This is a genomic window from Pusillimonas sp. T2 (assembly GCF_002236805.1).
Classification (GTDB): domain Bacteria; phylum Pseudomonadota; class Gammaproteobacteria; order Burkholderiales; family Burkholderiaceae_B; genus Neopusillimonas.
The window spans coordinates 56,306-82,397 of sequence record NZ_NIQA01000006.1 but is presented as its reverse complement, the minus strand read 5'-3'; the positions used below and the strand labels follow the sequence as shown (position 1 = coordinate 82,397).

General features: G+C 59.4%; 10 protein-coding genes and 2 pseudogenes. 3 read left to right on the top strand and 9 right to left on the bottom strand.

The genetic code is table 11. From position 1 onward, the window contains the following. Positions 1-218 precede the first annotated feature (218 nt). Positions 219-755 (bottom strand): hypothetical protein, encoded by a 537-nt coding sequence (locus tag PuT2_RS10905; protein ID WP_093971083.1) that lies wholly within the window; start codon positions 753-755, stop codon positions 219-221. Here PuT2_RS10905 and rpoN point away from each other — a divergent pair. The 3 genes from rpoN (at position 754) to bfr (ending at position 3,201) form a co-directional block, all read left to right on the top strand. After that, positions 754-2,175, top strand: a complete 1,422-nt coding sequence (gene rpoN / locus PuT2_RS10900; protein ID WP_093971082.1) for an RNA polymerase factor sigma-54 — start codon at positions 754-756, stop codon at positions 2,173-2,175. The two genes, PuT2_RS10905 and rpoN, sit on opposite strands and share 2 nt — an antisense overlap. Before the next feature lie 139 nt (positions 2,176-2,314). After that, entirely contained in the window at positions 2,315-2,593 is a 279-nt protein-coding gene (locus PuT2_RS10895; RefSeq protein ID WP_370318066.1) for a (2Fe-2S)-binding protein, read from the top strand. Positions 2,594-2,721: 128 nt separating this feature from the next. Next, entirely contained in the window at positions 2,722-3,201 is a 480-nt protein-coding gene (gene bfr / locus PuT2_RS10890) for a bacterioferritin (RefSeq protein ID WP_093971081.1), read from the top strand. Positions 3,202-3,250: 49 nt separating this feature from the next. Here bfr and PuT2_RS10885 read toward each other — a convergent pair whose 3' ends face one another. From PuT2_RS10885 to PuT2_RS10860, 8 genes and pseudogenes are all read right to left on the bottom strand, one after another. Next, positions 3,251-3,922, bottom strand: coding sequence for a hypothetical protein (locus PuT2_RS10885; protein ID WP_093971080.1), 672 nt, complete (start codon positions 3,920-3,922; stop codon positions 3,251-3,253). A 100-nt stretch (positions 3,923-4,022) separates the two neighbouring features. Next, on the bottom strand, positions 4,023-5,630 hold the full coding sequence (locus PuT2_RS10880; RefSeq protein WP_093971079.1) for a peptide chain release factor 3: 1,608 nt from the start codon (positions 5,628-5,630) through the stop codon (positions 4,023-4,025). A 79-nt stretch (positions 5,631-5,709) separates the two neighbouring features. Continuing rightward, complete coding sequence (locus PuT2_RS10875; protein WP_093971078.1) at positions 5,710-7,203, bottom strand: HlyD family type I secretion periplasmic adaptor subunit; 1,494 nt, start codon at positions 7,201-7,203, stop codon at positions 5,710-5,712. Then, the gene (locus tag PuT2_RS10870) at positions 7,200-8,867 is read right to left on the bottom strand and encodes an ATP-binding cassette domain-containing protein (protein WP_093971077.1); all 1,668 of its coding nucleotides are present in this window, start codon (positions 8,865-8,867) and stop codon (positions 7,200-7,202) included. Before PuT2_RS10870 ends, PuT2_RS10875 begins: the two co-directional genes overlap by 4 nt. Further along, entirely contained in the window at positions 8,867-9,982 is a 1,116-nt protein-coding gene (locus tag PuT2_RS16220; protein ID WP_371596779.1) for a calcium-binding protein, read from the bottom strand. Before PuT2_RS16220 ends, PuT2_RS10870 begins: the two co-directional genes overlap by 1 nt. Positions 9,983-10,201: 219 nt before the next feature. After that, positions 10,202-13,885, bottom strand: a pseudogene (locus PuT2_RS16215) (Calx-beta domain-containing protein); the annotation flags it as partial. A gap of 243 nt (positions 13,886-14,128) precedes the next feature. After that, positions 14,129-24,637, bottom strand: a pseudogene (locus tag PuT2_RS10865) (Calx-beta domain-containing protein); the annotation flags it as partial. A gap of 9 nt (positions 24,638-24,646) precedes the next feature. Further along, positions 24,647-26,011: a TolC family protein gene (locus PuT2_RS10860; protein WP_123661356.1), complete on the bottom strand. Its 1,365-nt coding sequence runs from the start codon at positions 26,009-26,011 to the stop codon at positions 24,647-24,649. Between the last annotated feature and the right edge of the window lie 81 nt (positions 26,012-26,092).

Below are 26,092 nucleotides of genomic sequence, written 5' to 3'. Positions count from 1 at the left end.
ACGGAATGGGGGCGTGGCTGAACGGCTGCCGGACTGCCACATGACGCTAGGCCCGGCAACCGATCGGTAGCAGCAGCGATAGCGAGAGAAGGGAGAGTGTGCTAGCCGTACCCGCAACCAAGCCGGCAACGGGGTTGCCGGTAGTGTTAAGAGGGGTAAAGGCCTGGGTGTTCATACCCCATAGTCAACCATATTTGCGCCAAATTGGCAAGTGTGGGCTAGGGGCCGTTGCGTGACAGCAGGGCGGCATGTTCTCGCGAAAGCTGGATTTTCGCGGCTCTGCCGCTGCGCAGCTCGGTGGCGGTTTGTTGCAGGTCTCCAACAGTAATGGGGAAGCGCGGGTCTTCCCAAACCCAGCGCAGCACAGTCAGGGCGGGTTCGGACAGCTGCGCGGCCAACCCGGCAATGACGTTGGCGTTGACCATGCGGGCATCGACCCGGCGCCTGCTGCTGCGCACAAAAGACACCAGAAAATAGGCCATAATAAGTGTGCACAGCGCTGCCAGCGCCCACCAGAAGAACGGGTTATAGCGCTTTAGCATTTGCGTAACCGGCCCGCCCAAGGCTTCAAGCCCCGAATAATCAATACCTCGGCCAAAAGCCACTAGGCGTGTCAGTAGTTCGAACCACAGCACGGCCACGACGACCACCACCACGGTACACACGATTTTGTGCGTTGCGGTAAGTTTGAGCAAGGTTTGACGTAGCGCGGCATGGTCGCGGGCGGTGGGCTGGTAGGCTGGATCTGTTTTCATGCGGGCTATTTTACCTATGCAATCGCGACATTCGTTAGAACTGCGGCAACGCCAGAACCTGGCCCTGACGCCGCAGCTGCAGCAGTCGATCAGGTTTCTGCAGTTGTCGGCCCAAGACCTGGAGCAAGAAGTAGCCCAGGCGCTTGCTGACAACCCCCTGCTGGAGCGCGAGGGGGAGTACGACGCCGATGATAGCGAAGCCCGGGCCGATGCGCCATCGGATGAATACGTAGACGACAGCCCGCTGACGGCAGGTGTTTCGGGCACAGGGCGTGGCGATTTCGACGATGATGGCGGCCCGGAAATAGGGCAGGCGGTCACGTTGCGAGACCATTTGGTGCAGCAGCTGCGCCTCACGCGGGCAGGTAGGCGGGACCAGGCTCTGGTAGAGCTTTTAATCGAAGAGCTGGACGAGAACGGCTTGCTGGCGGTGTCTCTGGACGATGTGCGGGGGGCGTTGCCCGCCGAGTTGGAGGTGGACGAAGATGAGTTGCTCGCCGCCTTGCGCTTGTTGCAGTCGTTTGATCCGGCAGGTGTGGGTGCCCGCTCAACGGCAGAGTGTCTGGTTTTGCAGTTGCGTCAGCGCGCCGCGCACGACCCGGAGGTGATGGCGTGCGCGATGGCGCTGGTCACGCAGCACCTGGATTTGCTGGCTCAGGGCAATGCCGCTCGTCTGGTGGCTGCTTTGGGGTGTTCGCCCGACATCTTGCGCCAGGCCCATCAGCTTATTCTCACGCTCGACCCAAAGCCTGGGCGGGCCTGGTCGCAAAGTGTGGCGGACTATATCGTCCCTGAGCTGGTGGTCATCAAGAGCAAAAAGGGCTGGGAAGCGCGCTTGAACGGCGCGGCTGTGCCGCGTTTGCGCGTGAATCCGGTCTACGAGCAATGGGTGCGCGAAGACCGGAGCGGAGCAGACCGTTCAGAGATACAGGCGCAATTGCAGCAGGCGCATGGTCTGGTTAAAAGTGTCGCGCAGCGGTTTGAAACCGTCTTACGTGTGGGGCAATTTATTGTTCAGCACCAGCAGGCGTTTTTCGACAAAGGTGTACAGGCCATGCGGCCCTTGGTGTTGCGCGATATTGCCGAAGCCCTCGAATTGCACGAGTCCACGGTATCGCGGACGACACGGCAAAAGTACATGCAAACGCCCTGGGGCGTATTCGAGCTGAAGTACTTTTTGGGTACCGCCCTGGGCGGTGAGGGGTTGGCGCCGGCAACGTCGGCCACGGCTGTGCGGGCCATGATCCGCGAGATGGTGCGCGCCGAGCCGCCCGCCAAGCCGTTGTCTGACGCCAAAATTGCCGATAAGCTCGCCGAGAAAGGCGTCGACGTTGCTCGTCGAACAGTGGCTAAATACCGCGAACTAGACGGCATCGAGCCTGCATCGGTGCGTAAGGCGCGGGCCAGTATGTCGGCCTGATCTGGGCCGGGGCTTTTGCCTGACTGTCGTGCTGCATGGGCGGCTGACGGGTTGTGTCTGCCCGCACGTCAGGGCATAACGGGTTACAAAATTATCGGTTTTTGTCGCATTCAGGGTATTGCGCGCACAAAGAAACTAGATGATAATTGTTCTCATGTTCATTTGTATCTGTAACGCTATCACCGAGCGACAAGTCAAGGCAGCCGTTGCCGCTGGCGCTCACAGCATGTCCGACCTGCAAGCGCAGCTTGGGGTGGCGTCATGTTGTGGCTGCTGCGCAGACACTGCAGCCGAATACTTGCCAGGGGGCCGTCAGGCGTCGCATCAAACGGTTCATCCGTTGGGCGATCTGGTCGAACCCGCGGCTAACGACGCGGCACCCGCAGTATTCGTCGAAGTCATTGCCTGCCGGGCCTGACCCAGCACCGCGCTCAATGTAACAGTCTCCGGGCGGTATGCGTCCCGGTGGTTGTTTTCTTCGCGTCTTTAATGAAATTCTCATCATGGCGTGGTAGCCTTTAGGTCTGCCCCCTCCAGGAGAAAAACATGAAAGGCGACGCCACCGTAATCCAGTTTCTAAACAAGCAGCTCAAAAACGAGTTGACCGCCATCAACCAGTATTTTTTGCATGCCCGTATGCTCAATCATTGGGGCTTCGATAAACTGGGCAAGCACGAATACGATGAATCTATCGGCGAAATGAAGCACGCCGACCGCCTGATCGAACGCATTTTCATGCTCGACGGCCTGCCCAATCTGCAAGATCTGCACAAACTGCTTATTGGCGAAGACGTTCCCGAATTGCTGGCCTGCGACCTCAAACTTGAGTCGGGCGCACAAGAGACCGTTAAAGAAGCCATTGCGTATTGCGAGTCGGTGCGCGATTACGTCTCGCGCGATCTGTTTCAAGACATTCTCGACGACACCGAAGAGCACATCGACTGGCTTGAAACCCAAATCGAACTGATCGATAAAGTCGGCCTGCAAAACTATCTGCAGTCGCAAATGAGTCACGACGCGTCGTAATTACGCTGTCATGTCAATAAAAAAGCCGCCTAACCGGGCGGCTTTTTTGTTAAAAGTTTTTGGCTGGGCAATCTTCGACTTTGCCCCAGGCATTATTGGGGGTGCAATACTTGTTGCGGGCCGCCCAGGCGCAACTGGGGCGGTCGAAGAAGCTTTGCGCGTTGCATGCCTGCAGGTCGGATCGCAACTGCGCCAGCCAGGCCGAGGGGTGGCTTCCTGGCTGGGCAGGCAAGCTGCCGGTATTGTCGAGCGCAGGAGCGGGCGGTTGGTCGGGCATCTCGACGGGCTGTAGCGGTGTGCCCGATTGCCCGCCTTGTTTGCCAATAGCAGAAATCAGGTCGCCGACATCCGCGATGCCCATCAGACGCCCGCTTTCAAGGGCGGCAATTTGCTCGGCCTCGGCCATTGTGATGCGCGTTGTGGCAATAGAAATAACGTTGGACGCCAGCAGGTTGGTGGGGTTCTCGTTGACGACTTCCCAGGCGACCGATTCGAACGGCTCGGGGATGGCCAGACGCCCGCTGACCAGAGGCTGCGGGGGTTGAGCCGAAAACGGCCGGCCATCGGCGTCGAGTACGGGAACCGGGGCGATTTCAGGGCGACCGGGGGCCGCAGATGCCATGGGGCCGTTGGCCACCAGCCATTCGCCCAGGCGCAATCCGCCCCAGGCCGAGGCAGCCATAAAAAGGGCCAAAATGGCAAAAATGAAACGCCAGGACATCCTAAACCTTGGTAGCTGAGTTATCCGAAGTATAAAACGTTCGCTTCTAACCGAACGTGAACACATCTATTCAAACGTAAAAACAGGCTGAAAATTTGAACTACTTTGTAAACACCTGGCCACCATGTTCGCGCATGGTATGGAAGGTAATGTCGGGGTAAAGCTCTTGTACCACCCGCAGCTGCGCTTGCGATGATGCCAGAAATGCGGGCGCTTCGACCACGTCGTAGGCAATATTGCCCGCGTTGTTGTCGATGAATTTCTGCAACGTTTTGGCATCGCTGGCGGTTATCCAGCGCGCCAGACTGTAGCGCGAAGACATCATCCGGGCTTCAACGCCATACTCGGTTTTGAGCCGATGGGCCACGACCTCGAACTGCAATTGGCCCACTGCACCCAACAGCAAGGCGCCGCCGGCGGCAATGGGCCGGAACACCTGAATGGCGCCTTCTTCGCCCAGTTGCGTCAGGCCGGTACGCAATTGCTTGGTACGTAAAGGATCTTTGACTTCAACGGCTTGAAAGAGTTCGGGGGCAAAGAAGGGCAGCCCGGTAAACTGCAGGTTTTCGCCTTCGGTCAGGACGTCGCCCAGGTGCAGTACGCCGTGGTTGGGGATACCGATAACATCGCCGGCGTACGCTTGTTCCACCAGTTCGCGTCGTTGCGACAAGAATGACACCACGTTGTTGGGGCGAATTTCTTTGCCGGTGCGCGAAACCTTGAGCCGCATCCCCCGGTTGAATTCCCCCGAGCTGACGCGCACGAACGCCACGCGGTCGCGATGGGCCGGGTCCATATTGGCTTGCACCTTGAACACGACACCGCTGAATTTGGGCTCATCGGGCTGCACTTGACGCTGTACGGCTTGGCGCGGGCCAGGTTGGGGCGCCAGGTCGACCAGGGCATCCAGCACTTCTTGTACGCCGAAATTGTTAATGGCTGATCCGAAGAACACCGGGGTTTGTTTGCCGGCCAAAAAGGCGGCATGGTCAAATTCGGGGGCCGCGGCCTCAATCAGTTCGATTTCGTCGTTGGCTTTGGCAAAGGCATCACCAAAACGTTGGGCGATTTCAGGGTTATTGCGCCCTTCGATCAGGTCATCGTCGTCGTTGCGGCGCTCTTGCCCGGCGCGAAACACGCGCATGCGGTCGCGGCGGATGTCGAACACCCCCCCGAACGAACGGCCCATGCCCACCGGCCACGAGAACGGCACGGCATCCATACCCAGGTGCGCTTCGATTTCGGACAGCAGATTCAATGGCTCTTGGACTTCGCGGTCGAGCTTGTTGATGAATGTGATGATGGGGGTGTTGCGCGCCCGGCAAACCTGCAGCAAGCGGATCGTTTGGGGCTCGACGCCGTTAGCGGCGTCAATGACCATTAGCGCCGCGTCAACGGCCGTCAGCACCCGGTAAGTGTCTTCCGAGAAGTCTTGGTGCCCAGGGGTGTCGAGCAGGTTGATCACGCAATCGCGGTATTCCATTTGCATCACCGACGACGCGACCGAAATACCCCGCTGCTTTTCAATTTCCATCCAGTCGGATGAAGCATGACGGCTGGCTTTGCGTGCCTTGACGCTGCCGGCGATTTGAATCGCGCCTGCGAATAGCAGCAGTTTCTCGGTGAGCGTGGTTTTACCCGCGTCGGGGTGGGAAATAATCGCAAAGGTGCGCCGACGGGCGACTTCGTTGGCAATAAGGGATGACATGAATGAGTGAGTGCGGTTGAGCGCCGTCGCGCCAGGCGACGGCATGGGCAAAGCAAGCCCCCATTGTAGCCGGGGTTTGTCAGGGCTCAGTAAAGGCCTGGCTTATACCCTCTAGCAAGGGGCTGGCCAGATAAGAGAACAGCGAGCGTTCCCCAGTGAGTATGGCCACGCTGACGGGTACGCCGGGCAGCAGCGGGTAGCGTAGTGCGTGGTTTTCGAACGCTAGCGCTGCCGGCCGGATGCGTACCCGATAGTAAGGTGTTTTCTGCTCGTCCATGACCGAGTCGGGACTGATGTCGACGACCTCGCCTTGCATGGGGGTGTAGCCGCGGGCCACAGACGACATCAACTGGATGCGCGCTGGCTGGCCTTCGTGCACCATGCCCACGTCGCCCACGGGCAGACGCGCCTCGATGAGTACGGGCTCGTCGGCGGGGACCAGCGTCATCAGGGTGCCTCCGGGTTGTAGTACGCCGCCCTGGGTCACAATATTCAGCGTCAGGACGACCCCGTCTATGGGGGCCCGCACCACCGAACGCGCCTGGCTATCGGTAAATTTGCGCTGACGTTCCTGCAGCTCTGTGCGTTGACGCTGCACATCGGCCAGCTCTTTCTGTAAGCCCTCGGTATCGCCCGACCCCAGTGTTTCAAGCGCCGCACGTTCTTGTCCAAGCGCGGCCTCAACGCGTCGCAGCGACGCTTCGATTTCGAGCAGGCTTCCGCGCGCCTGCTCTTCCTCTTTCAGCAGGTTAAGGTGTTCGTAGCGGTTGGCCAACCCTTCCCGCATCAGTCGGTTACTGATACCGATCTGTTCGCGTAATAGTTTGAGTCGAGAGGCGGTGCTGGCTTGTCGGCTTTTCAATTCGGCCTGCTCGGCCAAGCGCTGTTCTATTTTTTGTTTTTGCTCTTCAGAAGAAGAGCCCAGCCGCGACTTCTGCGCCTTGAACAAGGCGCGCGCTAGTTCGACCTGTTCCGGAAAGCGGGTGGTCAGGTCGTCGGGGACCGCGAAGTCGTCGGCGTCGGCCAGTTGTGCCTCTAGCCGCAAGGCGCGAATTTGCAGCCCGGCGATGGCGGCTTCCAGCTCTCGCATTTCGGCATCGTTTGCGACGCGTTCGATTTCGGCCAGAGGCTGATTAGCCGTCACACGTTCGCCCTCGCGCACCAGAATGCGCCGGACAATACCGCCCTCGAGGTGCTGTACGGTTTTGGTTTGACCGGCATTAATCACCTCGCCAGTCGAGTGACTGGCAATGTCCAGCGTGAACAATAAAGACCAGATCAGCAGAACGAGCAGAAACAGACCCGTGAATCGAATGGTCATCCGACTGGACACAATTTCGTCGGTTGGCAAAGCCGGGTCGTCGCTGCGGGGAAGCAACAGGCGTCCCAACCACTGCGTTAGCCGGCTTTTCGACAGGCGCTCAAGCACGGGATGGGGTTTGGGCCCGGTCTGTGTGGCCGATTGCAGTTGCGCGAGCGTTTCAAGCGCGTCTTCGTTGCTACCGACCGTGTCGGTGCCTGCCGCCGCGCTCAGATCGGCGTGTTTTGGTGTGTCGGGGCGATTGGATGTCATGTCGCCTCTCCGTCCAGCGTGCTGCGTAGCGTTTTGGGTGTGGGCTTGGCGCCCAGGTCAACGACGGTTTGTGCGGCCGACACAATGAAAGATTCGTTACTCATGATCAGCAGAGTCCTGCCTTCGCGGGACAGGCGGTTCAGCAGGGCTGCCAGGGCTTTGCATCCCTCGGCGTCTACACCTTCAGAAGGGTCGTCAAGAATGACCAGTTGCCCTTGACCCAGCAGCGCACGCACCAGCGCCAGACGGCGCCGTATACCCACCGGAATGGTCGCGCCAGCGTTTCGCACAGGCATGTCCAGCCCTTCCGAGCCGGCTTCGATAAACCGGCCAATGGCCAGTTCGCGGCACAAAGCCAGAATGTCGTCATCGGTGGCGTCGGGCGCCAATACCACCAGATTCTCGCGCAGTGTGCCGTCGAAGAAGGCGGGTTCTTGTGGCAAGTAGGCAATTTGGTGGCGCCACCAGTCGGGCGCTGCTTGTCGCAGGTCCATGCGGTCGGCCAGAAGACGGCCGCGCGACGGCTCGAGCAGGCCAGCGAACAACCGGGCCAGTGTCGTCTTGCCGCTCCCGTTGGCGCCGCTGAATACCGTGACATGGCCGGCCGGTATATTCAGCCAGAAGTGTTCGAATATGGGGGTAGGTTGTCGGGGGTAGGCAAAGGCAAGATCTTCAAGGGCCATTGCGCCGTTGTACGTCGATAGCCGCATGCCGTCAGCGCGTTCTTTGGGAATGCTGCACAGTTGCCGGATCAGGCTGAGCGCCCGTTCGCCGCGGCCAATCTGCTCGCCCAGCCCAAGGGCGCGGGTCAGCGCGGCTAACGCGCGGCTGGCCAGAATATTGGCTCCGATCAGGGTGCCCACGTCAAGGTGTCCGGCCATGACCAGCTTCGCGCCCAGCCCCATGACCAGCATGCTCATTAGCAAAGTGCCGGCGTAGGCGGCGTTTTGCATGATGTTCTGCAAGCGGTTGGTTTCTGCCCGTACTGCTGTCAACTCTTCGACCAAGGTGTCCCATTTTTGGGCCAGCGGTGTTGCGGCCGAAAACACCCGAACCATTTCGCCGTGTGTGGTCAGCGCATGCTGATGGCCGGCCAGTTGAATGCTGGCCTTGCTTTGGGCCTGCATGGGGTCGCCAAGCCGTTGCTGCGCCATGAGCGAAACCACGGCCACGGCGGCCATCAGCAACAGCGCCAGTACTGCCAGCACCGGGCTGATCAGCGCCAGCACACATAAAAACACCAACGCAAAAGGTGCGTCGAGCAGGGTGACCAGATTCGGCGCGCCATACACTTGTTGCAGAGTGGATTGCCCAGCGATGATTTCGCGCCGGGCTGCGGCGGGGAGCTGATCCAGCAAGCCATACTGCCCGCGCGCGGCACTGTCGAAAATCTCGACGGATAAGTCGCGGTCGGCCCGCGCGCACAGCCATTGCGCGATTTTTAATCGTGCCCCGCGCAATACCAGCTCGAAAACAACGGCAATCAGTGCGCCCAGGGTCAGGCTGATCAGGGTGGCGTCGACACCCAGGGCCAGATAGCGATTCAGTACCTGAATACTGTAAAGCGAACTGGCCAGCCCAAGCAGGTTGATCAATAGAGACGACACCAGCAGTTCGTTGCGTAACTGCCGGTGCCGTGAAAGACGCTTGAGAAACTCCTGCATTACGTACTTTGTGGTTGGATAGTGTCTTCGGGAAGGGTGTGCGCCGTCGGCTGGTTGGCCATTTCGGCCAGGGCCACCATTTGACTGCCATCGACGCCAGTAGCTGTGTCCGCGTCGTAATACAGTCGCGTAACATCACCGTCGGAAATCAGGAAGAAGGCTGCGCCGGTGTGATTGCCCCCGGTAATCGCCGCTTCCAGTTCGTCGAGCTCACCGTTGTCGCCGGTGCCGAACCGGAACTGGCCGGGTGCAAAACTGATGCGATAAACATCGGCATCGGCTTGGGCGGCCAGTTGGTTGAGCGTGGTGAGCACGTCGGTGTCGTAACCCTGAGAGATGGACGACAGCGAGGTCAGCCCGCCGAAATTGCTTGGGTTGAAGGTGATGGCATCAACCCCGGCCTCGAAGTCGAGAATCGAGTCCATACCCTCGGTGGGCGATTCGTAGTGGAAGCGGTCAGCACCTGCACCGCCTGTCAACACATCGGCCCCCATGCCGCCGGTCAGCACGTCGTTGCCCGCGCCGCCCAGCAACGTGTCAGACCCGTTACCGCCGAATAGTTGATCGTTACCGCCCAGCCCTTGCAGGGTGTCGTCACTGGCCGTGCCACGCAACACATCATCGCCGTTGCCGGCCACATCGTCATTAACCAGGGTTGTGGTGGTCGACACCAGTGCAGTGGTGGCGTCGGCCGTACGGGTGACAACAATGTTCAGCGACTCGTTGGCTTCGACCCAGTTGTCGCCTTGCACCGTAATGCTGAACGTGAGTTCGGTGGCGTTTGGTGCGAACGTCAGCACGCCGGACGGCAAAGTCCCGCCAGCCAGGTCATCGCCGTCAGCCCCTTGGTTGGCGCCCGAAAGCGCCTTCCAGTAGAAGGTTTCAGATTGGTCTGACGGGTTGCGCGTAAGGGTGTAAGTCAGCACTTGGGTGGTGGCTGCCGCGCCTTCGGTGACACTGGCTGGGCCGGTCAGGGCCAGCCCCAGATCGTCATCGCCAATAACGCCGCCGATGCTGCTGCTGCCGCCCGCCAGGGCCGGGTGCGTGAACGTAATGTCAAAGGCTTCGTTGCCTTCGCGTTCGGTATCGCCCCTGATAGGCAGGCTGAACAGCATTTCGGACACGCCTGCGGCCAGCGTAATGGTGCCGGTTAGCGGGATACCGAAATCGCTGGCGTTTACGGCGCCCGAAATTGCGTAGTTGATGGTGATGGCCTGGTTGTCGGGGCCGGCGCGTAAGATGCGATAGCTTAAGGCATTGTTGTCGCCGGGCTGGCCTTCAGGTCGCTCGCTGTCCAGCGCAATAATGGTCAGGTCGACATCGTCGCCGACAATGGTGGCCCGCGCGGTACCTTGCAGCGGGTTCACAATGGTGCCGGGTGCGGTGGCGTTTAACGTCACTGTGAACTGTTCGTTGGCTTCGCCGATGTCGTCGCCGTAAACCTCGATCTCGATGGTTTTGCTGGTTTCGTTGGCGGCAAAAGACAGCGTGCCGCCGGGCAATACGCCACCTACGAAATCGGCTGCATTGGCCGGCTCGGCCCCCGTGCCGCCAACCGACCAACTGATGTCGGCGGGCAGGTCGGTAGCCCCGCTGCGCGTAATAGTGAAGCGGAATACGGTTGTGACGCCGTTGCTGCCTTCGTCTAGTGCGCTGTCAACCGCAACCACCGAGAACTGACTGTCGTCATTCAGTATGGTGCCGCCGGCGTTGGGGGTAATGATGGTGATGTCGACCGGGTTGTACAGCACCACATCAAAGGTTTGATCAGCGCCCAGCGTGCTGTCACCGGCGACCTGAACCACGATGTCTTTGTAGGTTTCGCCCGCAGCAAACGTGAGTGTGCTGCCGGGGTAGGCGCCACCCACGAAGTCGCCGGCATTAGCGGGGTAGGTGCCCGTGCCTTCAACGCGCCATTGCACCGAAGCGGCGCTACTGGCATCGCCCACACGCTCTACCCGGAAGGTGTATTCGGTGGTCTGGCCGTCATTGCCTTCGTGTTTGTCAACGTTGCCCAGCGGCGTAATCACCAGGCCGGTGTCGTCGTTTTGAATGACGGTTTCGGCCTGGCCTTCAAGAATGGTGGCGCCTTGGGCGTCGGACAGTTGCACCGAGAAGGTTTCATCGCGTTCGCCGTCACCGTCCTGAGTGACGTAAATCGTGATGGTCTTCGATGTTTCGCCTACCCCGAAGGCCACGACCCCTGATGGGTAGAACCCCCCGAAGTCTTCGGCATTGGCGGCAACGCTGCCTGTGGGGATGACCTCCCAGCGCACGCTGGAAGTCACGCCGGTGTTTCCGCTTCGGGTGACTGTAAAGGTGTAGGGCGTGCCGTCTTCGTTGATGCCGGCGCTGCCTTCGGCGATGCCGCTGGGGTGGTCGGCACGAATGAACAGGACGGGGTCGTCGTTACGTACAACAGCATCCACACGCCCGCCATTGACGCTGGTGTCGATGGTTGAGCCAAAGCTGGGGTTGGTCAGCCAGACCTGGAAGCCTTCGTCATATTCGCCCAGAACGTCGCCGCGGACTTCGACGGTAATTTCTTTGAAAGTCTCGCCATCGGCGAATGTGACGGTGCCTGTGGCATTGACCAGCTCGTCGGCAGACAAGGCATGACTGCTGCTACCGGCGGCGTTCCACTGAACGCTGGCTTCGCCGGTGGCGCTGCCCACACGATCAATACGGAAGGTAAATTGGGTCGTGCCCACGTCGCCTTCGGGTTGGTCGGCAACCACGGCCACCAGTTTCAGCAGGTCATCGTCGTCGGTGATGGTGCCGGTGGCATTGTTGTTGACGACATCGGCATTGGCGGTTGCGTTCGATAACTGCAGAGTGAAGTTTTCGTTGCCTTCGTAGCTGCCGTCACCGTTAAGGTCGATGTAGATGTCTTTGACGGTTTCGTTGGCGGCGAAAGTCAGTTGACCCGACGGCAGTACATTGCCGGCAAAGTCGGTGGCGGTGGCCGTGCCGGCGATAACCGCCCAGTCGACCGTGGTTTCGCCCGACAGGTCGCCGGTACGCGTGACGGTGTAATGCAGGCGGCCGGCGCCGGCGTTGTCACCCTCAACGATATTGCCCACAACAGCGGTAACGGTCAGGTCGACATCATCGTTACGAATCGTGCCTGTGGCCGTGGTGGCGTCGGGGTTGAGGGTACTGCCAGCACCCGGGTTGTACAGTTCGACCGTGAAGTCTTCGTCCAGTTCGACGGTGCGATCACCGGCGGGCCGTATCGTAATGACTTTGGTGCTTTCCCCATCGGCAAACGTAACCGTGCCGGTATTGGCAACAAAGTCGTCGGCATCGGTCGTGCCGTGCACAATACGCCAGTCAACAGTAGACGTGCCAGCCAGGCTGCCGGTACGCGTGACGGTGAAGGTCAGTTCGCCTGCCGTACCCGAGCCTTCGGCCCCGTCGGGGGCCGTAGCCGTAATGGCCAAAATGTCGTCGTCATTGGCAATGATCGCATCAACACTGGTGTTGGCAAATGTGTGGTGCAAGCCATCGTTGGCGTTTTCGGGTACCGAGATGTTCACGGTAAAGCCCTGGTCGGCCTCCAGTACGCTGTCGCCCGAGACCCAGACGGTAATGGTTTGGGTCATTTGGCCCTGGGCGAAGCTGACCACTCCTGACGGGAAGGCCTCGCCCGCGAAGTCGTCGGCATCGGCCGGGTGATCCCCTTGCGGGGACACCGTCCAGTTCAGGCTGGTGGGCCCTTGGCCCCCCGTGCGGGTGATCGTGAAGGTATAAGCAGTGGCGCCGTTGTCGCCTTCGACCGGTGTCGAGGCCGGTGTCAATGTCCATTCAACATCGTCGCTAACGACCGTACCTGTTGCCGAGCTCGTCACAATCTGGGAGCCCGTCGAAGCGTTGCTCAGGTTGATGCTGAAGCTTTCGTCGGGCTCGACGTCGCGATCGCCCAGTACGGTAATGGTGATGGTTTGGCTGCTGGCCCCGTCGGTAAACGACAGCTGGCCCGCAAGTGTCTGGCCGGCCTTAAGGTCGTCGTTTGTCAGTGCACCTGGGTCAAATGCCCAGTCGACAGTGCTGTTCAGCGCCAGGTTGCCGGTGCGCGTCACGGTAAAGGTGTAAACGGTTTCGATGCCGTCATGGCCTTCAATGTGCCGGGTGTCGGTCGCGACGATGGCCAGCGCCACGTCGTCGTTCACGATGGTGGCGTCGGCCGTGGCGGTTTCAAACACGACGCTGTCTGGGCCGGTCAGCGTCAGGCGGAAGCCTTCGTTGCTCTCGGCCTGGTAATCGCCCTTGACCTGTACCCGGACTTCGGCGGTTTGTTGGCCGGGAGTGAAGGTGACTATGCCGGTTGTAGCGGCAAAGTCGTCTGCATTGGCCGGGTGGTCACCCACACCTGCGACCGACCAGTTAAGGATTTGGTTGCCGTTTAAATTGCCGGTACGTGTCACGATAAAGACAAATTCGGTCGTCCCGGTACCGCCTTCGTCTAGCGCCGGCTGTGTCGGGGCAGCCACGTTAAAGACAACGTCGTCGGCCCGAATGGTGCCGCTGGCGGTGGCCTGGTCGATCGTCACGCCGCTGGCGGGGTTGCTAAGGGTAACGGTAAAGCCTTCGTCGGCCTCGCCCAGCAGATCGCCGCTTACATTAACAGTAAGGGTCACGCTGGCTTGCCCGGCCGGCAAGGTAAGCGAACCCGAGGGGAACGAACCGCCGAAGTCGTCGGCGTCGGCGGCGTGTAGCCCCGACCCGGTAATGGCCCAGTTGACGGTTTTGGCGCTGGTCAGGTCGCCGCTGCGTGTCACCGTAAAGGTAAAGGGTGTTGTGCCGCTGTTGCCCTCGGCCTTGTCGGCCGAGGCGGCGGTAATACTGATGGTCGAATCGTCGTTGACAATGGTGCTGCTGGCCGTGCCTGAACCGGCCAGAATTTGCCCACCAGACGGGCTTTCCAGCGTAATGCTGAAGGGCTCATCGGCTTCTTGGGTGCTGTCGCCGTTGACGTAAATGGTGATGGTTTTGCTGGTTTCGTTGGCGGCGAAACTGACCGCCCCGCTGGGCAGGCCGTTGTTGTTGGATAAAGCGTCCAGCGGCGTCTGCCCATCGACGCTATTGAAGTCGGTCGCATTAACGGCGCTCAACGCCGAGCTCAGCTTCCAGTTCACACTGCCGCTGCCGCTGGTATCGCCGGTACGCGTAACGGTAAACGTAAACGCCGTCGGGTTCGCGCTGCCTTCGGCCTTGTCGCTCTGGCCCGCACTGATGGCAAAGGCCGCATCGTCGTTGACAATCACGCCCGTGGCCGTGTCGGTGGTTATGATGTCGCCGGTCGTACCAGTACCCAGTGTGATCTTGACAGAATATGTTTCGTCGGCTTCGGCGGTGTTGTCGTTGTTGGGCGTAACGGTAATGGTTTTGGTCAGTTCGCCCGGGGCAAAGGTGACGCTGCCCGATGTGGTTTGCCCGGTGAAATCGCTGGCGTTGGCCGTCCCGTCGAATACCAGTGACCAGTTGATGGTTTGCGACTGTACGGTGTCGTGCGTGCGGGTAATCGTAAACGTACGCGATCCGCTTTCGGTGGTGCTGCTGTTGTCGGCGGCAATCGAAAAACTGCTGTCGTCGTTGCTGATCGTACCCGTGGCTGATGTGTCGATCGGGTCGGTGACGTCGGAGCTGAAATTGTCTAAATGAATTTGGAACGTTTCCAGTTGCTCGGGTGTTACGTCACCGGCAACGGTGATGGAAATGGTTTTTTTCGTCTCGTTGGCACCGAATGACAGCGTGCCGCTCGTTGCGCCAACGAAGTCGTTCACGTCGGTGGTGCCGTTGAGCAACGTCCAGTTCATGGTCGATGTACCGGTGGTCACGCCCGACCGGATCACCTCGAAGCTCAGTGTTTGGTTGCCGTCGGTTTCAGTGATGGTCGCGTCCGCAATGCTGATGCCGGTGTCGTCGTTAACGGCGGTAAGTGTGGCGCTGTTGACGCTGATGTCGCGCGTTTCGCCAGGGCCGTAGAGATATTCCTTATACAAGACGACGCGGAAATTTTCATTTTGTTCGACGCAGCCATCGCCTTGTAGGTTGAACGTCAGGGTTTCGGAGTTGTCGCCCGCCGCAAAATAGATAGTGCCGCTGGGGAAGACGCCACTCGGGAAATCATTGGCGTCGGCCGGGTTTGCTCCGGTCCCTTCAACGCGCCAATACACCGTAGCCCTGTCGGCGTACCCCGTGCGAGCTACCGTGACAGCGTACGTTGCCGACTGTCCTTGACCACTTTCGTTTTGGCTGACCAGTGATGGCGTTAACGTGTAGCTGGTGTCTGTGTCTTTTATTTGTGCAGCAATATTAACAGTCTCATCGCCGCTCGCTGTGTTTGGATCTTGGTTGAAACGTACCGTAGAGCCGTCGGTATAAGAGGGCACCTTCAGTTCGATGGTGAAGTTTTCAGTGTTTTCGGTAATACCGTCTTTAAGCAGCAGGTCTGTCAGTGAAACAGTCGTTGAGCTTTGGTTGGCGGCCAGTGTAATGGTACCTGTCGTACCCGAAAAATCAGCGCCCGAAGTGGAGCCGTTGATCAGGCTGTAGGTTAGTGTGATCTCGTTGTCGAGACGTCCGTAGCGCGCAATCGTGAAGGTAAGTGGTTTGCCTTCGTAAACCGAGATTGGGTCCCCACTGTGGGGTACTGTTGAGTAATACGAGCCGATCGCGAGGCGAATGTCGTCATTGCGCAGAACGACGGTGGCGGTGTTGTCTGCGGTGTCAGGGTCTGCGTTGCCCGGGCCATAGCCGCTCTGCGTGTTGTCCCCGTCGTATGAGTAACCTTCGTTTGCTGGCAATACCCGGAAAGTAATGTTGGTGTCTGACTCGACCACCAAGTCCGAGTTTAATGTGACGGTGATGGTTTTGCTGAATTCGCCTGCGGCAAAGTAAGCCGTGCCCCTCGTTGTGCTGCTGTTAACAATGTTGCTGGTAACACCGGTGCCGGTGACGCTCGCAATGTGAGGGCCGCCTGTTCCGCTCCAATTGATCAGGCTGCCACTGATTTCCCAAACGACGGTTGTGGGGTAGTCGACAGTACCGTTGCCATCAACATCGGTGCGCGTCAGCGTATAGGTAAATGTCTTGGTACCGCTAGAGCCTTCAAAAATAGTTGGTGTGCTGGCTTCTACCGAAACAATGGGGTCGGGTTCGTTATCGGTAACGCCTCCGACGGCGCTGCCAGCGCCAATAGTCACTGTTTCCAGGTCGATGTTCGGGTCGTCAACCAGGTTTTGCGGGTTGCTTAGTGTCAGGGTAACGTCTTCACGCCAGGTTTCGGTCAGGTTGTCGTCAATGGTTTTAAGCGTCAGGGTTTTGTTGCTTTCGCCATTCAAGAACGTGAACGTGCCGCTTAGTGTGCGGGTTTCTGCGTTCCAAACCAGGTTGGCGTCCGGGTTGTGGGCTTGTATCCAGTCCATGTCCAGGTCGGCCACGTCTAGCTTGTACCAAGTGCTGGTAACGTTATTGCTTTCGTTGCCGGTCTCTTCGCCGGGCAGCACAATCTGCCAGTCGACCGAGTCGCTGCCACGCGTGTCGCCCGACCGCGTTACGGTAAACGTCAGGTTCTCACCTTCGGCGACACGGCCCGACGATGCATCGAAACGGGTGTCGTCGTTTTGAATAACGACGTAATTATTGAGACTGTAATTGCTACCGTCATATTCAGCGATGCTGCTGCCGGCGCTAACGGCCGACAGGTACACGCGGAAAGCCTCGTCCCACTCCCCGACGTCATCGGTGCGGGTCTTCACGGTAATATATTTGACCGTTTCGCCATCACCAAAGAGCAGGCGCCCCGAGGGTAAGCCGCCGTTGGTATTCAAGGCATCTTGCCCGTCAACGAAGTCGTTGCTATCGGTGGCCCTGTAGCCTACTGCCCCGTTAGATAGTTTCCATTCGGCCCAGGCCTCACCCGCTGTTGAAATGGTGCGGTAAACGGCAAAGGTATGTTCAACGTACTCGCCCGAGCCGCCGTCGGCGATGGTGTCTCCTTCGAATCTGGAGCGCCCGGTGGTGGGGACGTCTGTGATGTCGAAAATGGCTTCGTCACGTTTGATTTCGCCAATAAGCGTAAGGGTGCCGGTGTCAGTACTGCTAAACCATTGGTCGGTGCCAGACGTACCGTTATTGGTGGTTTTCAGGTAGTCAATGCCGCCGGCATTCGTGAAATTCACGCGGAACCACTCGTCACCTTCGACGATGTTGTCGCCAGGGACTGTGATGGTTATGGTTGTTGAGGTTTGGCCCGAGGCAAACTGCACGGTGCCGGACGGGAAAACCCCGCCAAAATCGGAGGCGTTGGCGGCTGTATCCCATGTACTATCGTCCCACACTGACCCCAGGCCTGAAACGTTCCAGTTGACGGTGGAAATTTTGTTTGTGTCGCCGGTGCGGGTCAGCGTAATTTCGTAAGTGGTCGACTCACCCTCAATTTTTTCAGCTTGTCGGGCTTGCGTCCAGTTGATCAGGACTTCGGTGTCGTCGTTGTTGATGGTGCTGTTGTAGCTGCCCGTGCTGCCAATAGACGTGCCCGCACTGGCGTTACTCAGTACCACCGAGAAGTTTTCGTTGTTTTCAACGCTACCAATGCCTGTGTCGCCGTAGGCGTAAACGGTGAAGGTTTGTTCGTGCTGGCCGGGTGCGAATGTCACCGTTCCATTCGTGTTGCCGTAGCCGTTGGTTCCGTTTGTAAAATCTGCGGAAGAAGTGTTGCCATGTACGACCGTCCAGTTCACCGTCGAGGCTTGGTTTAGATTGCCCGTGCGCGTGATTGTGTAGGTAAACGCGGCGCCAGTGCCATGCCCGCCATCGCCCTCTGCAACCGATGCTGTCCCCGCCGTGATGTTCAGTTCGGCGTCGTCGTTGGTAATTTGGGTGGTTGCGCTGGCGGTGCCTAGTTCAGACCCTGCCGATGGGTTTTCAATGACAACACGCAGGTTTTCGTTGACTTCAAGGGCGCTGTCGCTGGCCACCCACAGGGTGACTGTTTTACTGTTTTCGATAGGGGAAAATGTCAGCGAGCCATACGGGATGCCGTTATTGAGCTGCACCCCCGATGGCTGTACGCCATAAAAATCAGCGGCATTGACCGCATCTGAAACCGTGGTGTCGACGCGCCATTGGACGGTGTTGGTTTGCGAGGTGAAGTCGGCTCGGTTAATCGTAAAAGTGACGGGGATATAGCCTGCGTTGCCCTCACCAACTGAAGCCGATTGCGCCGCAATACTGAACGTGGCGTCGTCGTTGGTAATGGTGGTGCTGGCGCTGGCCGTGCTTATGGTGCTGTTGGCCGGTGGGTTTGACAGCGTGACCGTGATGTTGCCGTCGGTCTCGACGTTAGAGTCGCCCTTGAGCCAAATGGTAATTTGGGCGGTCGAGTCGCCTGCTGCAAAGTTGACGGTGCCGGTCGTGGCCTGCCCGTCGCTAAGGTCAGAGGCGTCGATACCGCCGCTGCCGGTAAAGGTCCAGGTCAGAGAGCGTGCGTCGCCGGTGTAGCCGCTGCGGGTAACGGTAAATGTGACTTCTTTGCTGCCAATGTTGCCTTCGGCGGTGGAGGCGACGTCGGCGGCAATGCTGAAGATGGCGTCGTCGTTCAGTACTTGCGTGGTGGCACTGCCCTGGCCGGCTTCGATGGTACCGATGCTGGGGCCGGACAGGTTGATGCGCAGGTTTTCGGCGCTTTCGATAGTGGTGTCGCCATTCACGCGCACGACAATGGTTTTGCTCTCTTCGCCGGCGCCGAAGCTGACTGTACCCTGGGGGATGCCGCCAACCAGCGTAACGCCGCCCGGCTGGGTGATGTAAAAATCGCCGTTCGATAGGCTGCTGCCCACACTGGTATCTACTGCCCAATTCACCGTGCTGGATGCCGTTGTGACCCCGCTGCGTGTGACGGTAAAGGTAAATTCGGTATATGCTCCGGTCGTACCTTCGAATGCGGCTACGGGGGCTGAAATGGCGTAGTTGGTGTCGTCGTTGGTAATGGTGGTGGTGGCACTACCCGCACCCTCGGCGATGATGCCGGCGCTGGGGTTGCTTAGCGTCAGCGTGATGGTTTCATTGTCTTCGACAACCGTGTCGCTCTTGACAGTGACCGTCACGGTTTGTTCGGTCTGACCTGCTGCGAACGATAGCGTGCTTGCGGGCAGGCCGTTTATCACGTCGTCCATGTCAAGGCCGGCGCCGCCGGTGACCTGGTAAGCCACGGTTGCGGGGGCGCTGGTGTCGCCGCTACGGGTAACGGTAAACGTCAGGGTTTGGCTGCCCGAATTACCCTCGGCCAGCGTGGCCGGGGCCGACACGGCAAAGCTCTGGTCGTCGTTTTTAATGGTGCCTTGGGCCGTGCTGTCGATAATGGCGACGGGGGTACCGCCCGCAAGCTGCCCGTTCGACAGCACAACGTTAAAGGTTTCGTCGTTTTCAACCACCGTGTCGCCGTTGACGTAAACCGTTACGGTCTGGCTGGCCACATCTTCGCCAAAACTTACCGTGCCCGATATTGCGTCAAAGTCGCCGGCCAAGTCCTCGCCAACCGGGATGCTCCAGTCAACCGTGGCGGCTGATTCAAGATTACCCGCCCTTGTCACCGTAAACGTAAACGCGGTTAACCCTGACTGCCCTTCAGCCTTGACGGCGTCAAGCGCGGCAATCGAAAAGCCCAGGTCATCATTCAAAATGACGCCGTTGACTGAGCCGTGCACCAGTTGGGTGTTGGCCGGCGCGTTGATCAGATTGACGGTAAATACTTCGTCCAGCTCGATGGAGCCGTCTCCGGCGACTTGCACTGTGATGACGGCAGTGGTTTGGTTTTCGGCAAACGTAACCGAGCCCGAAGGCAGGCCGTTGTTGTTGCCCAGCGCGTCTTGACCGGTGGCGAAGTCTGCCAACGAGGCAGCAGCACCGCTGCCGGGCAAGCTAACCTGCCAGTCGATGCTGCCGGCGGTCAATTCGCCGGTTCGGGTAATGGTGAAGGTGTAGCTGGTGGTGCCGGTGTGCCCCTCATTCTGACTGACCGGCGTCGTGCCTAATGACAACCCGGTGTCGTCGTTGGTGACCGTGGTGGTTGCCGTGGCCTGGGTGATGTGGGTCTGTGCCTTTGCCGGGTTGCTGTCGGGGTTGGTCAGGGTAACGGTCAGGGTTTCGGTGTCTTCGACCGTGACGTCGCCTTTTAGCGTGAACTCAAGCGTTTTGGTGGTTTCGCCGCTGCTAAACACCAGGTCGCTGGTCAAAGGGGTGCCGTCGATAAAGTCGTCGGGCTGCAAGCCTGTGGCTGCCCAGCGAATGGTCGCGGCGCTGTTGGTGTCGCCGCTGCGGGTTATGGTAAAGCGCAACACTTGCGTGGTGTTTGCATCGCCTTCGGTCACGCTGGTCTGTTCGGCGGTAACCGCAAAGCCAATGTCATCGGCCACAATGCTGCCGTTGACCGTACCCACCTGAATGTCGGCACTATTGCTGGCGTTGCCTAATGCAATGTAGAACGCCTCGGTGTTTTCGATGCTGGTATCGCCCTTTGTGCGCACTTCGATGACTTTGCTGGTCTCGTCGGGTGCGAAGGTGATCGTGCCCGAGGGCAAGCCGCTGGCATTATTCAGGCCGTTCTGGCCCGCAACGAAGTCATCGGCATCCAGGCCCAGGCTTTGCGCATACAGCGTCCAGTCGACAGTGGTGGTGCCGGTACGTACGCCGGTTCGGGTCACCGTAAATTGGTGAACGAGCTCGCCACTGTCGCCTTCTGCCAAATTGCTGCTGGTCAGCGCAATGAGCAAACCGGTATCGTCGTTTTGCACAACGACGTCGGCCGTGCCTGTGCCAATGGTCGAGCCTGTCGATGGGTCGTACAGTTCGAGACGCAAGGTCTCGTTGTTTTCCATGAGGGTGTCGGCGCGGACATTGACGGTAACGGTCTGGCTGCCTTCGTTCTCGGCAAACGTTACAACACCGCCAGGCAAGGCGCCGCCGGCAAAGTCTTCGCCGTTTACGGGGTTCTCGCCGGTACCCACAATACGCCAATGGACGTCGCTTTCGCCGCCCCGGTAACCGGACCGCGTAATGGTGAAGCTGACGGGCGTGTCGGTGCCATTGCCCTCGACCACAGTGTTTGCGTTGGCCACAACCGAGAACACGCTGTCGTCGTTCAGAATTTGCCCGGTAACCGAACCATTTGAAACGGTTGCGCCGTTGTTGGGGGCGCCCAGGGTAATGACAAAGTTTTCATCGGGCTCGAAGTTTGAGTCGCCGGCGATAGTGAAGGTGATGTAAGCGGTATCTTCGCCGCCATAAAAGACTAACGTGCCCGAGGGCAGGACGCCGCCTACAAAATCGGTGGCGTCTACCCCTTGTGTGGCGCCAGGCGTCAGGCTCCAGCCGATAAGGTCCTCCCCGGAAAGGTCGCCTGTGCGCTGTACGGTGTAAGTGACGGTGCGAGCGCCGTGTGTTTCCAACACGTCGGGGGTGTCGACAAGGTTGAAAACGACATCGTCGTTGGTGATCTTCCCGCTGGTGCTGGCCGACACGATCTGTGCGCCGGCGTTCGCGTTGCTAAGCACAACGCGGAAATCTTTGTCGGCTTCGAGCAGGCTGTTTGGGCTCAGCTGCAGCGTAACGGCTTTACCGGTTTCGCCGGGGCCAAACGACAACGAGCCGCTAAAGGCGGTGCCATCGACAAAGTCGGCGGCACTGGCCGGGTTGCCGCCCTCGAACAGCAAGGCCCAGTCAACCGTCGTGTTGTGGCCCAGGTCGCCGGCGCGTTCGACGCGCAAGATGATCGACTTTGGCGCGTTGGCATCGCCTTCGGGGCCGGTCAGTGCTGCGGCATCGACTGTCAGCGAGACGTCGTCGTTGCGTATCACGCCGTCGGCGCTGTTTTGCGTAATGGTCAGGCCAGGCGTGCTGGATGTAATAACAACCTGAAGCCCTTCATCGAATTCGTAGGTGCTGTCTGGGGTAGGGCTGAACGTGATGGTGGCTGTGGCTTGCCCGGCTGCAAACTGCACGACGCCGGACGGCAGCGTGCCGCCGAAGTCGGCGGCGTCGACCGGGCGTCCGGTACGGCCGGCCACCTGCCATTCAACCGTTGCCGGAATCGATAATTCGCCGGTTCGGGTGAGCGTAAAAACAAGCGGTGTCCCCGTACCGTTGCCTTCGCGAACGACGGCGCTGGTGGCGGTGATGCTGACAGCCTGGTCGTCGTTATTGATAGCGACGACCGCAATGCCGACATCGACCTGCGCGTTGGCGCTACCGGGCACCAGGCGCATCGACCAGGTTTCCGAGCCTTCGATGGTGGTGTCTCCGTTCAAGCGGACTTGCACGGTTTTACTGGACTCGCCTGCCGCAAAGCTAACGGTGCCGTTGAGCAACTGGCCACTGGCAAAGTCGGCGGCGTCGGCGGGCAATTCGCCCTGGCCTTCAATGACAAAGTCAATGCTGCTGGCTGCACTGGTATTGCCAGTGCGGCTGATGATGAACTCTTGAATGCCATCGGCGCCGTTGCCTTCGGCAGTAGAGGCGGTGACAGCCTGGATGCTGTAGACCGATTCGTCGGTGCGAATCGTGCCGTAGGCTTCGCCATTAATGATTTGTGCGCTGTTTGTGGCATTGAACAACACAATGCCAAAGGTTTCGTCGCTTTCGGCGATATTGTCGCCTTGTACTTGAACGGTAATGGTCTTTGTGTATTCGCCGTCGTTAAAAAATACCCGGCCGCTGGGCATGCCGTCGGACAACGACAAGCCGTTTTGGCCATTGGCAAAATCGCTGGCGTCGGCGGCGTGGGTGCCTACGCGTACAAAACGCCAGTCGACGCCCGATTCGCCCATCATCTCGGCCGAGCGCGTGACGGTAAACGTGACGTTGGTGGTCGTACCGGTAGCGCCCTCGATGACATCGGTGGTGACGCCGCTTAGGCTAACGCCGAAGTCGTCGTTGGTAATGACGGTGCTAGCGGTGGCGGTGTCGATGCGCATATTGCCTTGCGCATTGGTCAGCGTCACGGTGGCGGTTTCGTCGGGCTCGATGTCGCGGTCGCCCCGCAACTGCAAAACAATGTCTTGCGTGTCGGTGCCGGCAGGGAACGACAGCGTGCCACTCAGTGCGCTGCCATCGACCAGGTCGGCCGCATTAATACCGCTCACTGCCCAGTCGACGGTGCTCTCGCCGCTGTCGTTGCTGCGGGTAACCGTAAATTTAAGCGTCTTGACACTGCCGGTATCGCCTTCAAGTACAGCCGCTTGCTGGCTTTGTACCGAGACCCAGCCGTCGTCGTTGGTAATGATTGTGTTGGCGCTGGCCTGCCCCAGCGTCAGGCTGGCGCTGGGGTTGCTGAGCGTAACGGTAAGTGTCTCGTCGGGTTCGACGGTGCGGTCACCGGCAATGCTGATGGTAATGGTTTTACTTTGTTCGCCATTGGCAAACGTGACGGTGCCCGAGGGCACGGTGCCGCCGAAATCGGCAGCATCGAGGCCGCTGGCGGCCCAGTTGACGCTGCCCGTGCCATGCGGGGTGCTGCGCGTGATGGTAAAGGTGACATCGCGAGTTTGCCCCGCATCGCCTTCGAGTACGGCGGATGCAGACGGGCTGATGCTGACGGTACCGTCGTCGTCGATAATGCGCGTTTGGGCTTGCGCCGTGCCCAGGACGTGATTGGTGGATGGGTTGCTGAGAGTGACCCCCAGCGTCTGGTCGCCGTTGATTTGGTAGTTACCGTTAAGCGTCACTTGCACCGTGGCTGTTAACTGCCCGGCAGAAAACTGTACGACCCCGCCAGGCAGGCTGCCGCCAAAGTAGTCGGCCGACACGCCGCTCACGGCCCAACTAACCTGCCCGTCGCGCACGGCAACAGATCGGCTGACGGTGAACAACAGCGTGGTGGTAGCGCCGGTAGGCCCTTCGAGGACACTGCTTTGTACGGCGCTGATATTGACGGTGGCCGTGGGCGGTGTATTGTTGGCTGGAGGCGCTGGCGGGGTTGGTGTGAATGCTGGAATAAGGTTGGCGTTATTGATGAAGTTATTGAAAACGCCAATATTGCCGCCGCCTACGCCGCCGGTGCCCAGGTTGCCCAGGCCGTTGCCAATGCCCGATGTGTTGCCTGACAGCAGCCCCGAAGCGCCGTCGGCGGTCAGTGAGGCCAGTTCGACAGGCGTGCCTGGCGGCAGAGAGCCCGCGCCAGTGCTGTCGCCGGTAAGCGCCGTGCGTTCGGGCGCCGGTGCCTGGTGGGTAAACGACGGGCGGTTATTGAGCGACAGCCCTGTAATTTCGGGGCGGATGGTGCTGTTAAATGGGTTGGCAAAGCCAGGGATCGAGGCATTCGAGCCGGTACCCACGGTCGTAATGGGGCTGATCGGCCCACTGAAAATATCGCTGACGCTTGGGGTTGGCCCGGTGTTTCCCGAGGTGCTGTCACCCGTTCCAGAGGCCGCCACTGTGGTGTCGGCGTTGAACTGGTTGGCTTGCCCCAGGCCCGGTTGGCTGGTGTTGCCTGGCAGATTGCCGAATACACCGCCGGCGGCCAATGACTGTGCCACATTGAGCGCCGCCGCCGGGTTGAATGCGTTTTGGCTGATCAAACTATTGAACTGCTGCAGGGTTTGCTGCGCCTGGTCGGCCGGCAGGCCGGCAGCGGTCAAAATGGCCTGCGCTGCATTGAGCGCGTCGGCCTGACTGCTAATGCCGTCTGGTGGTGTGCCGTTTAAAAAACTGTTAAGCAGTTCGGCCGCGCGTACAACGGCGTCGGCTTGGGAAGTAGTAAGTTCAGCCATGATTCAAACTCAGCCGTTGGGCAATGCAGCAGTTAACAAAGATTCAGCAGGAACAACAATGCCGGGTTCGCGCAAAATGTTCGGCGACAGTCGGCCCACGGCGCGCAGCAAGCGGTAAGCCGCAATGACTTCGTCGATGCGCGCAACGGTCGCATCGCTTTGCGCATTCAACAGCGATACCTCGCCGTTCAGGATGTCGAGCAGCGAGCGGCGACCCATTTCGCGCTCTTTGCGGGCCAGGTCAAGGAAGTTGCCGGCAATATTGACCTGATTGATCAGGTGTTCGGAACGCAAACGCGAGGTTTGCCATTCGGACCACGCGTTCAGCGCCTCTTCACGGGCCTGAACACGCACGTAATCGGCCTTTTGTTTCGAAGACACAATGGCCTGGTCGGCAGAGCGGCTGACGTGGATGGCACGCATGCCCAGATCAAATTGCCATTCAAGGTTAATCATGGCGCGCGTGTCGTCGCGGCGGCCGCGCGACCCGTCGTAGTCGTGGTTGCGTGCCCGACGGACATCCAGGCTAAGACGCGGCATCAGCTCGTTTTTGCGGGCGACATCACGTTCGGCCAGCGTAACGTTGGTGCGTTGAATGGCGGCCAGCACATCGGGGTTTTGCATCGCAATACCTTCGATGATTTGCTGTTGCGATGTTGGCATCAAGGCGACAGGAATATGGATGGCCTGAAGCGTTTTGATGTTGACGGGCGCAGTGCCGAACACCGTTTCGTAGCGGTGCAGTGCCAGGCTGAGCATGCGCTCGGCGCCGACACGGCGAGCCTCGGCGCCGGCCAACTGGGCTTTTGCCTGAAGCACGTCGGTGGCGTAGCCCCGGCCGGCCTCCATACGGGCGTTCTCAAGTGATGTCTGCTCTTTGATACGGGCTTCGGAGGCCTTGGCAAAGTTTAGGGCTTGCGAGGCCTGAATCAGCTGAAGCTGGGCTTCGATGGCGGCCAGAGTCAGGTTCTGTCGTTGCAGTTCGCGTTCCGCTTCTTCTTTGAGGACGACCGCACGCGCCGCATCGACGCGGGCATTGGTGTATCCAAAGTCGGTAATAAGCTGGTTAAGACCCACACTCGTTTCGGTGGGGTCGTAGTGCCCGCTTTCACCTTCTTGGCGCTTTAAATGCTGCTTGCCGGCGCCGGCACGCAGGGTAAGTTTGGGGTAGTAGCCGGAGCGTTCGACCTTGACCTGCTCTTGGGCGGTGGCCACGTCGGCGTCAACCATTTGTATAAGCTGGTGCTGCTTAAGAACGCGGTCGAGTTCGTCGGCCAGTGCTTGAGCATTGACCTTGCCCGTGTGGGCCAACAGCGGAGAGACAAATAGCAACGCCGCACCAAGTTTTTTTAGCGCAAAAATTTTTTTGGTCATATTAGGCAGGCCGGCCAGGCCGAGAGAGAAAATAGAGACAGAAAGACAAACTTTGAAATAATTCTGGGTCAATTTACCTAG

Coding starts and splice junctions, on each gene's coding strand:
- PuT2_RS10870 (WP_093971077.1), bottom strand. CDS start 8,867: ATGCAGGAGTTTCTCAAGCGTCTTTCACGGCACCGGCAGTTACGCAAC.
- PuT2_RS10860 (WP_123661356.1), bottom strand. CDS start 26,011: ATGACCAAAAAAATTTTTGCGCTAAAAAAACTTGGTGCGGCGTTGCTA.
- PuT2_RS10875 (WP_093971078.1), bottom strand. CDS start 7,203: ATGACATCCAATCGCCCCGACACACCAAAACACGCCGATCTGAGCGCG.
- PuT2_RS10885 (WP_093971080.1), bottom strand. CDS start 3,922: ATGTCCTGGCGTTTCATTTTTGCCATTTTGGCCCTTTTTATGGCTGCC.
- PuT2_RS16220 (WP_371596779.1), bottom strand. CDS start 9,982: ATGCTGTTCAGCCTGCCTATCAGGGGCGATACCGAACGCGAAGGCAAC.
- rpoN (WP_093971082.1), top strand. CDS start 754: ATGCGGGCTATTTTACCTATGCAATCGCGACATTCGTTAGAACTGCGG.
- PuT2_RS10905 (WP_093971083.1), bottom strand. CDS start 755: ATGAAAACAGATCCAGCCTACCAGCCCACCGCCCGCGACCATGCCGCG.
- PuT2_RS10895 (WP_370318066.1), top strand. CDS start 2,315: ATGATAATTGTTCTCATGTTCATTTGTATCTGTAACGCTATCACCGAG.
- PuT2_RS10880 (WP_093971079.1), bottom strand. CDS start 5,630: ATGTCATCCCTTATTGCCAACGAAGTCGCCCGTCGGCGCACCTTTGCG.
- bfr (WP_093971081.1), top strand. CDS start 2,722: ATGAAAGGCGACGCCACCGTAATCCAGTTTCTAAACAAGCAGCTCAAA.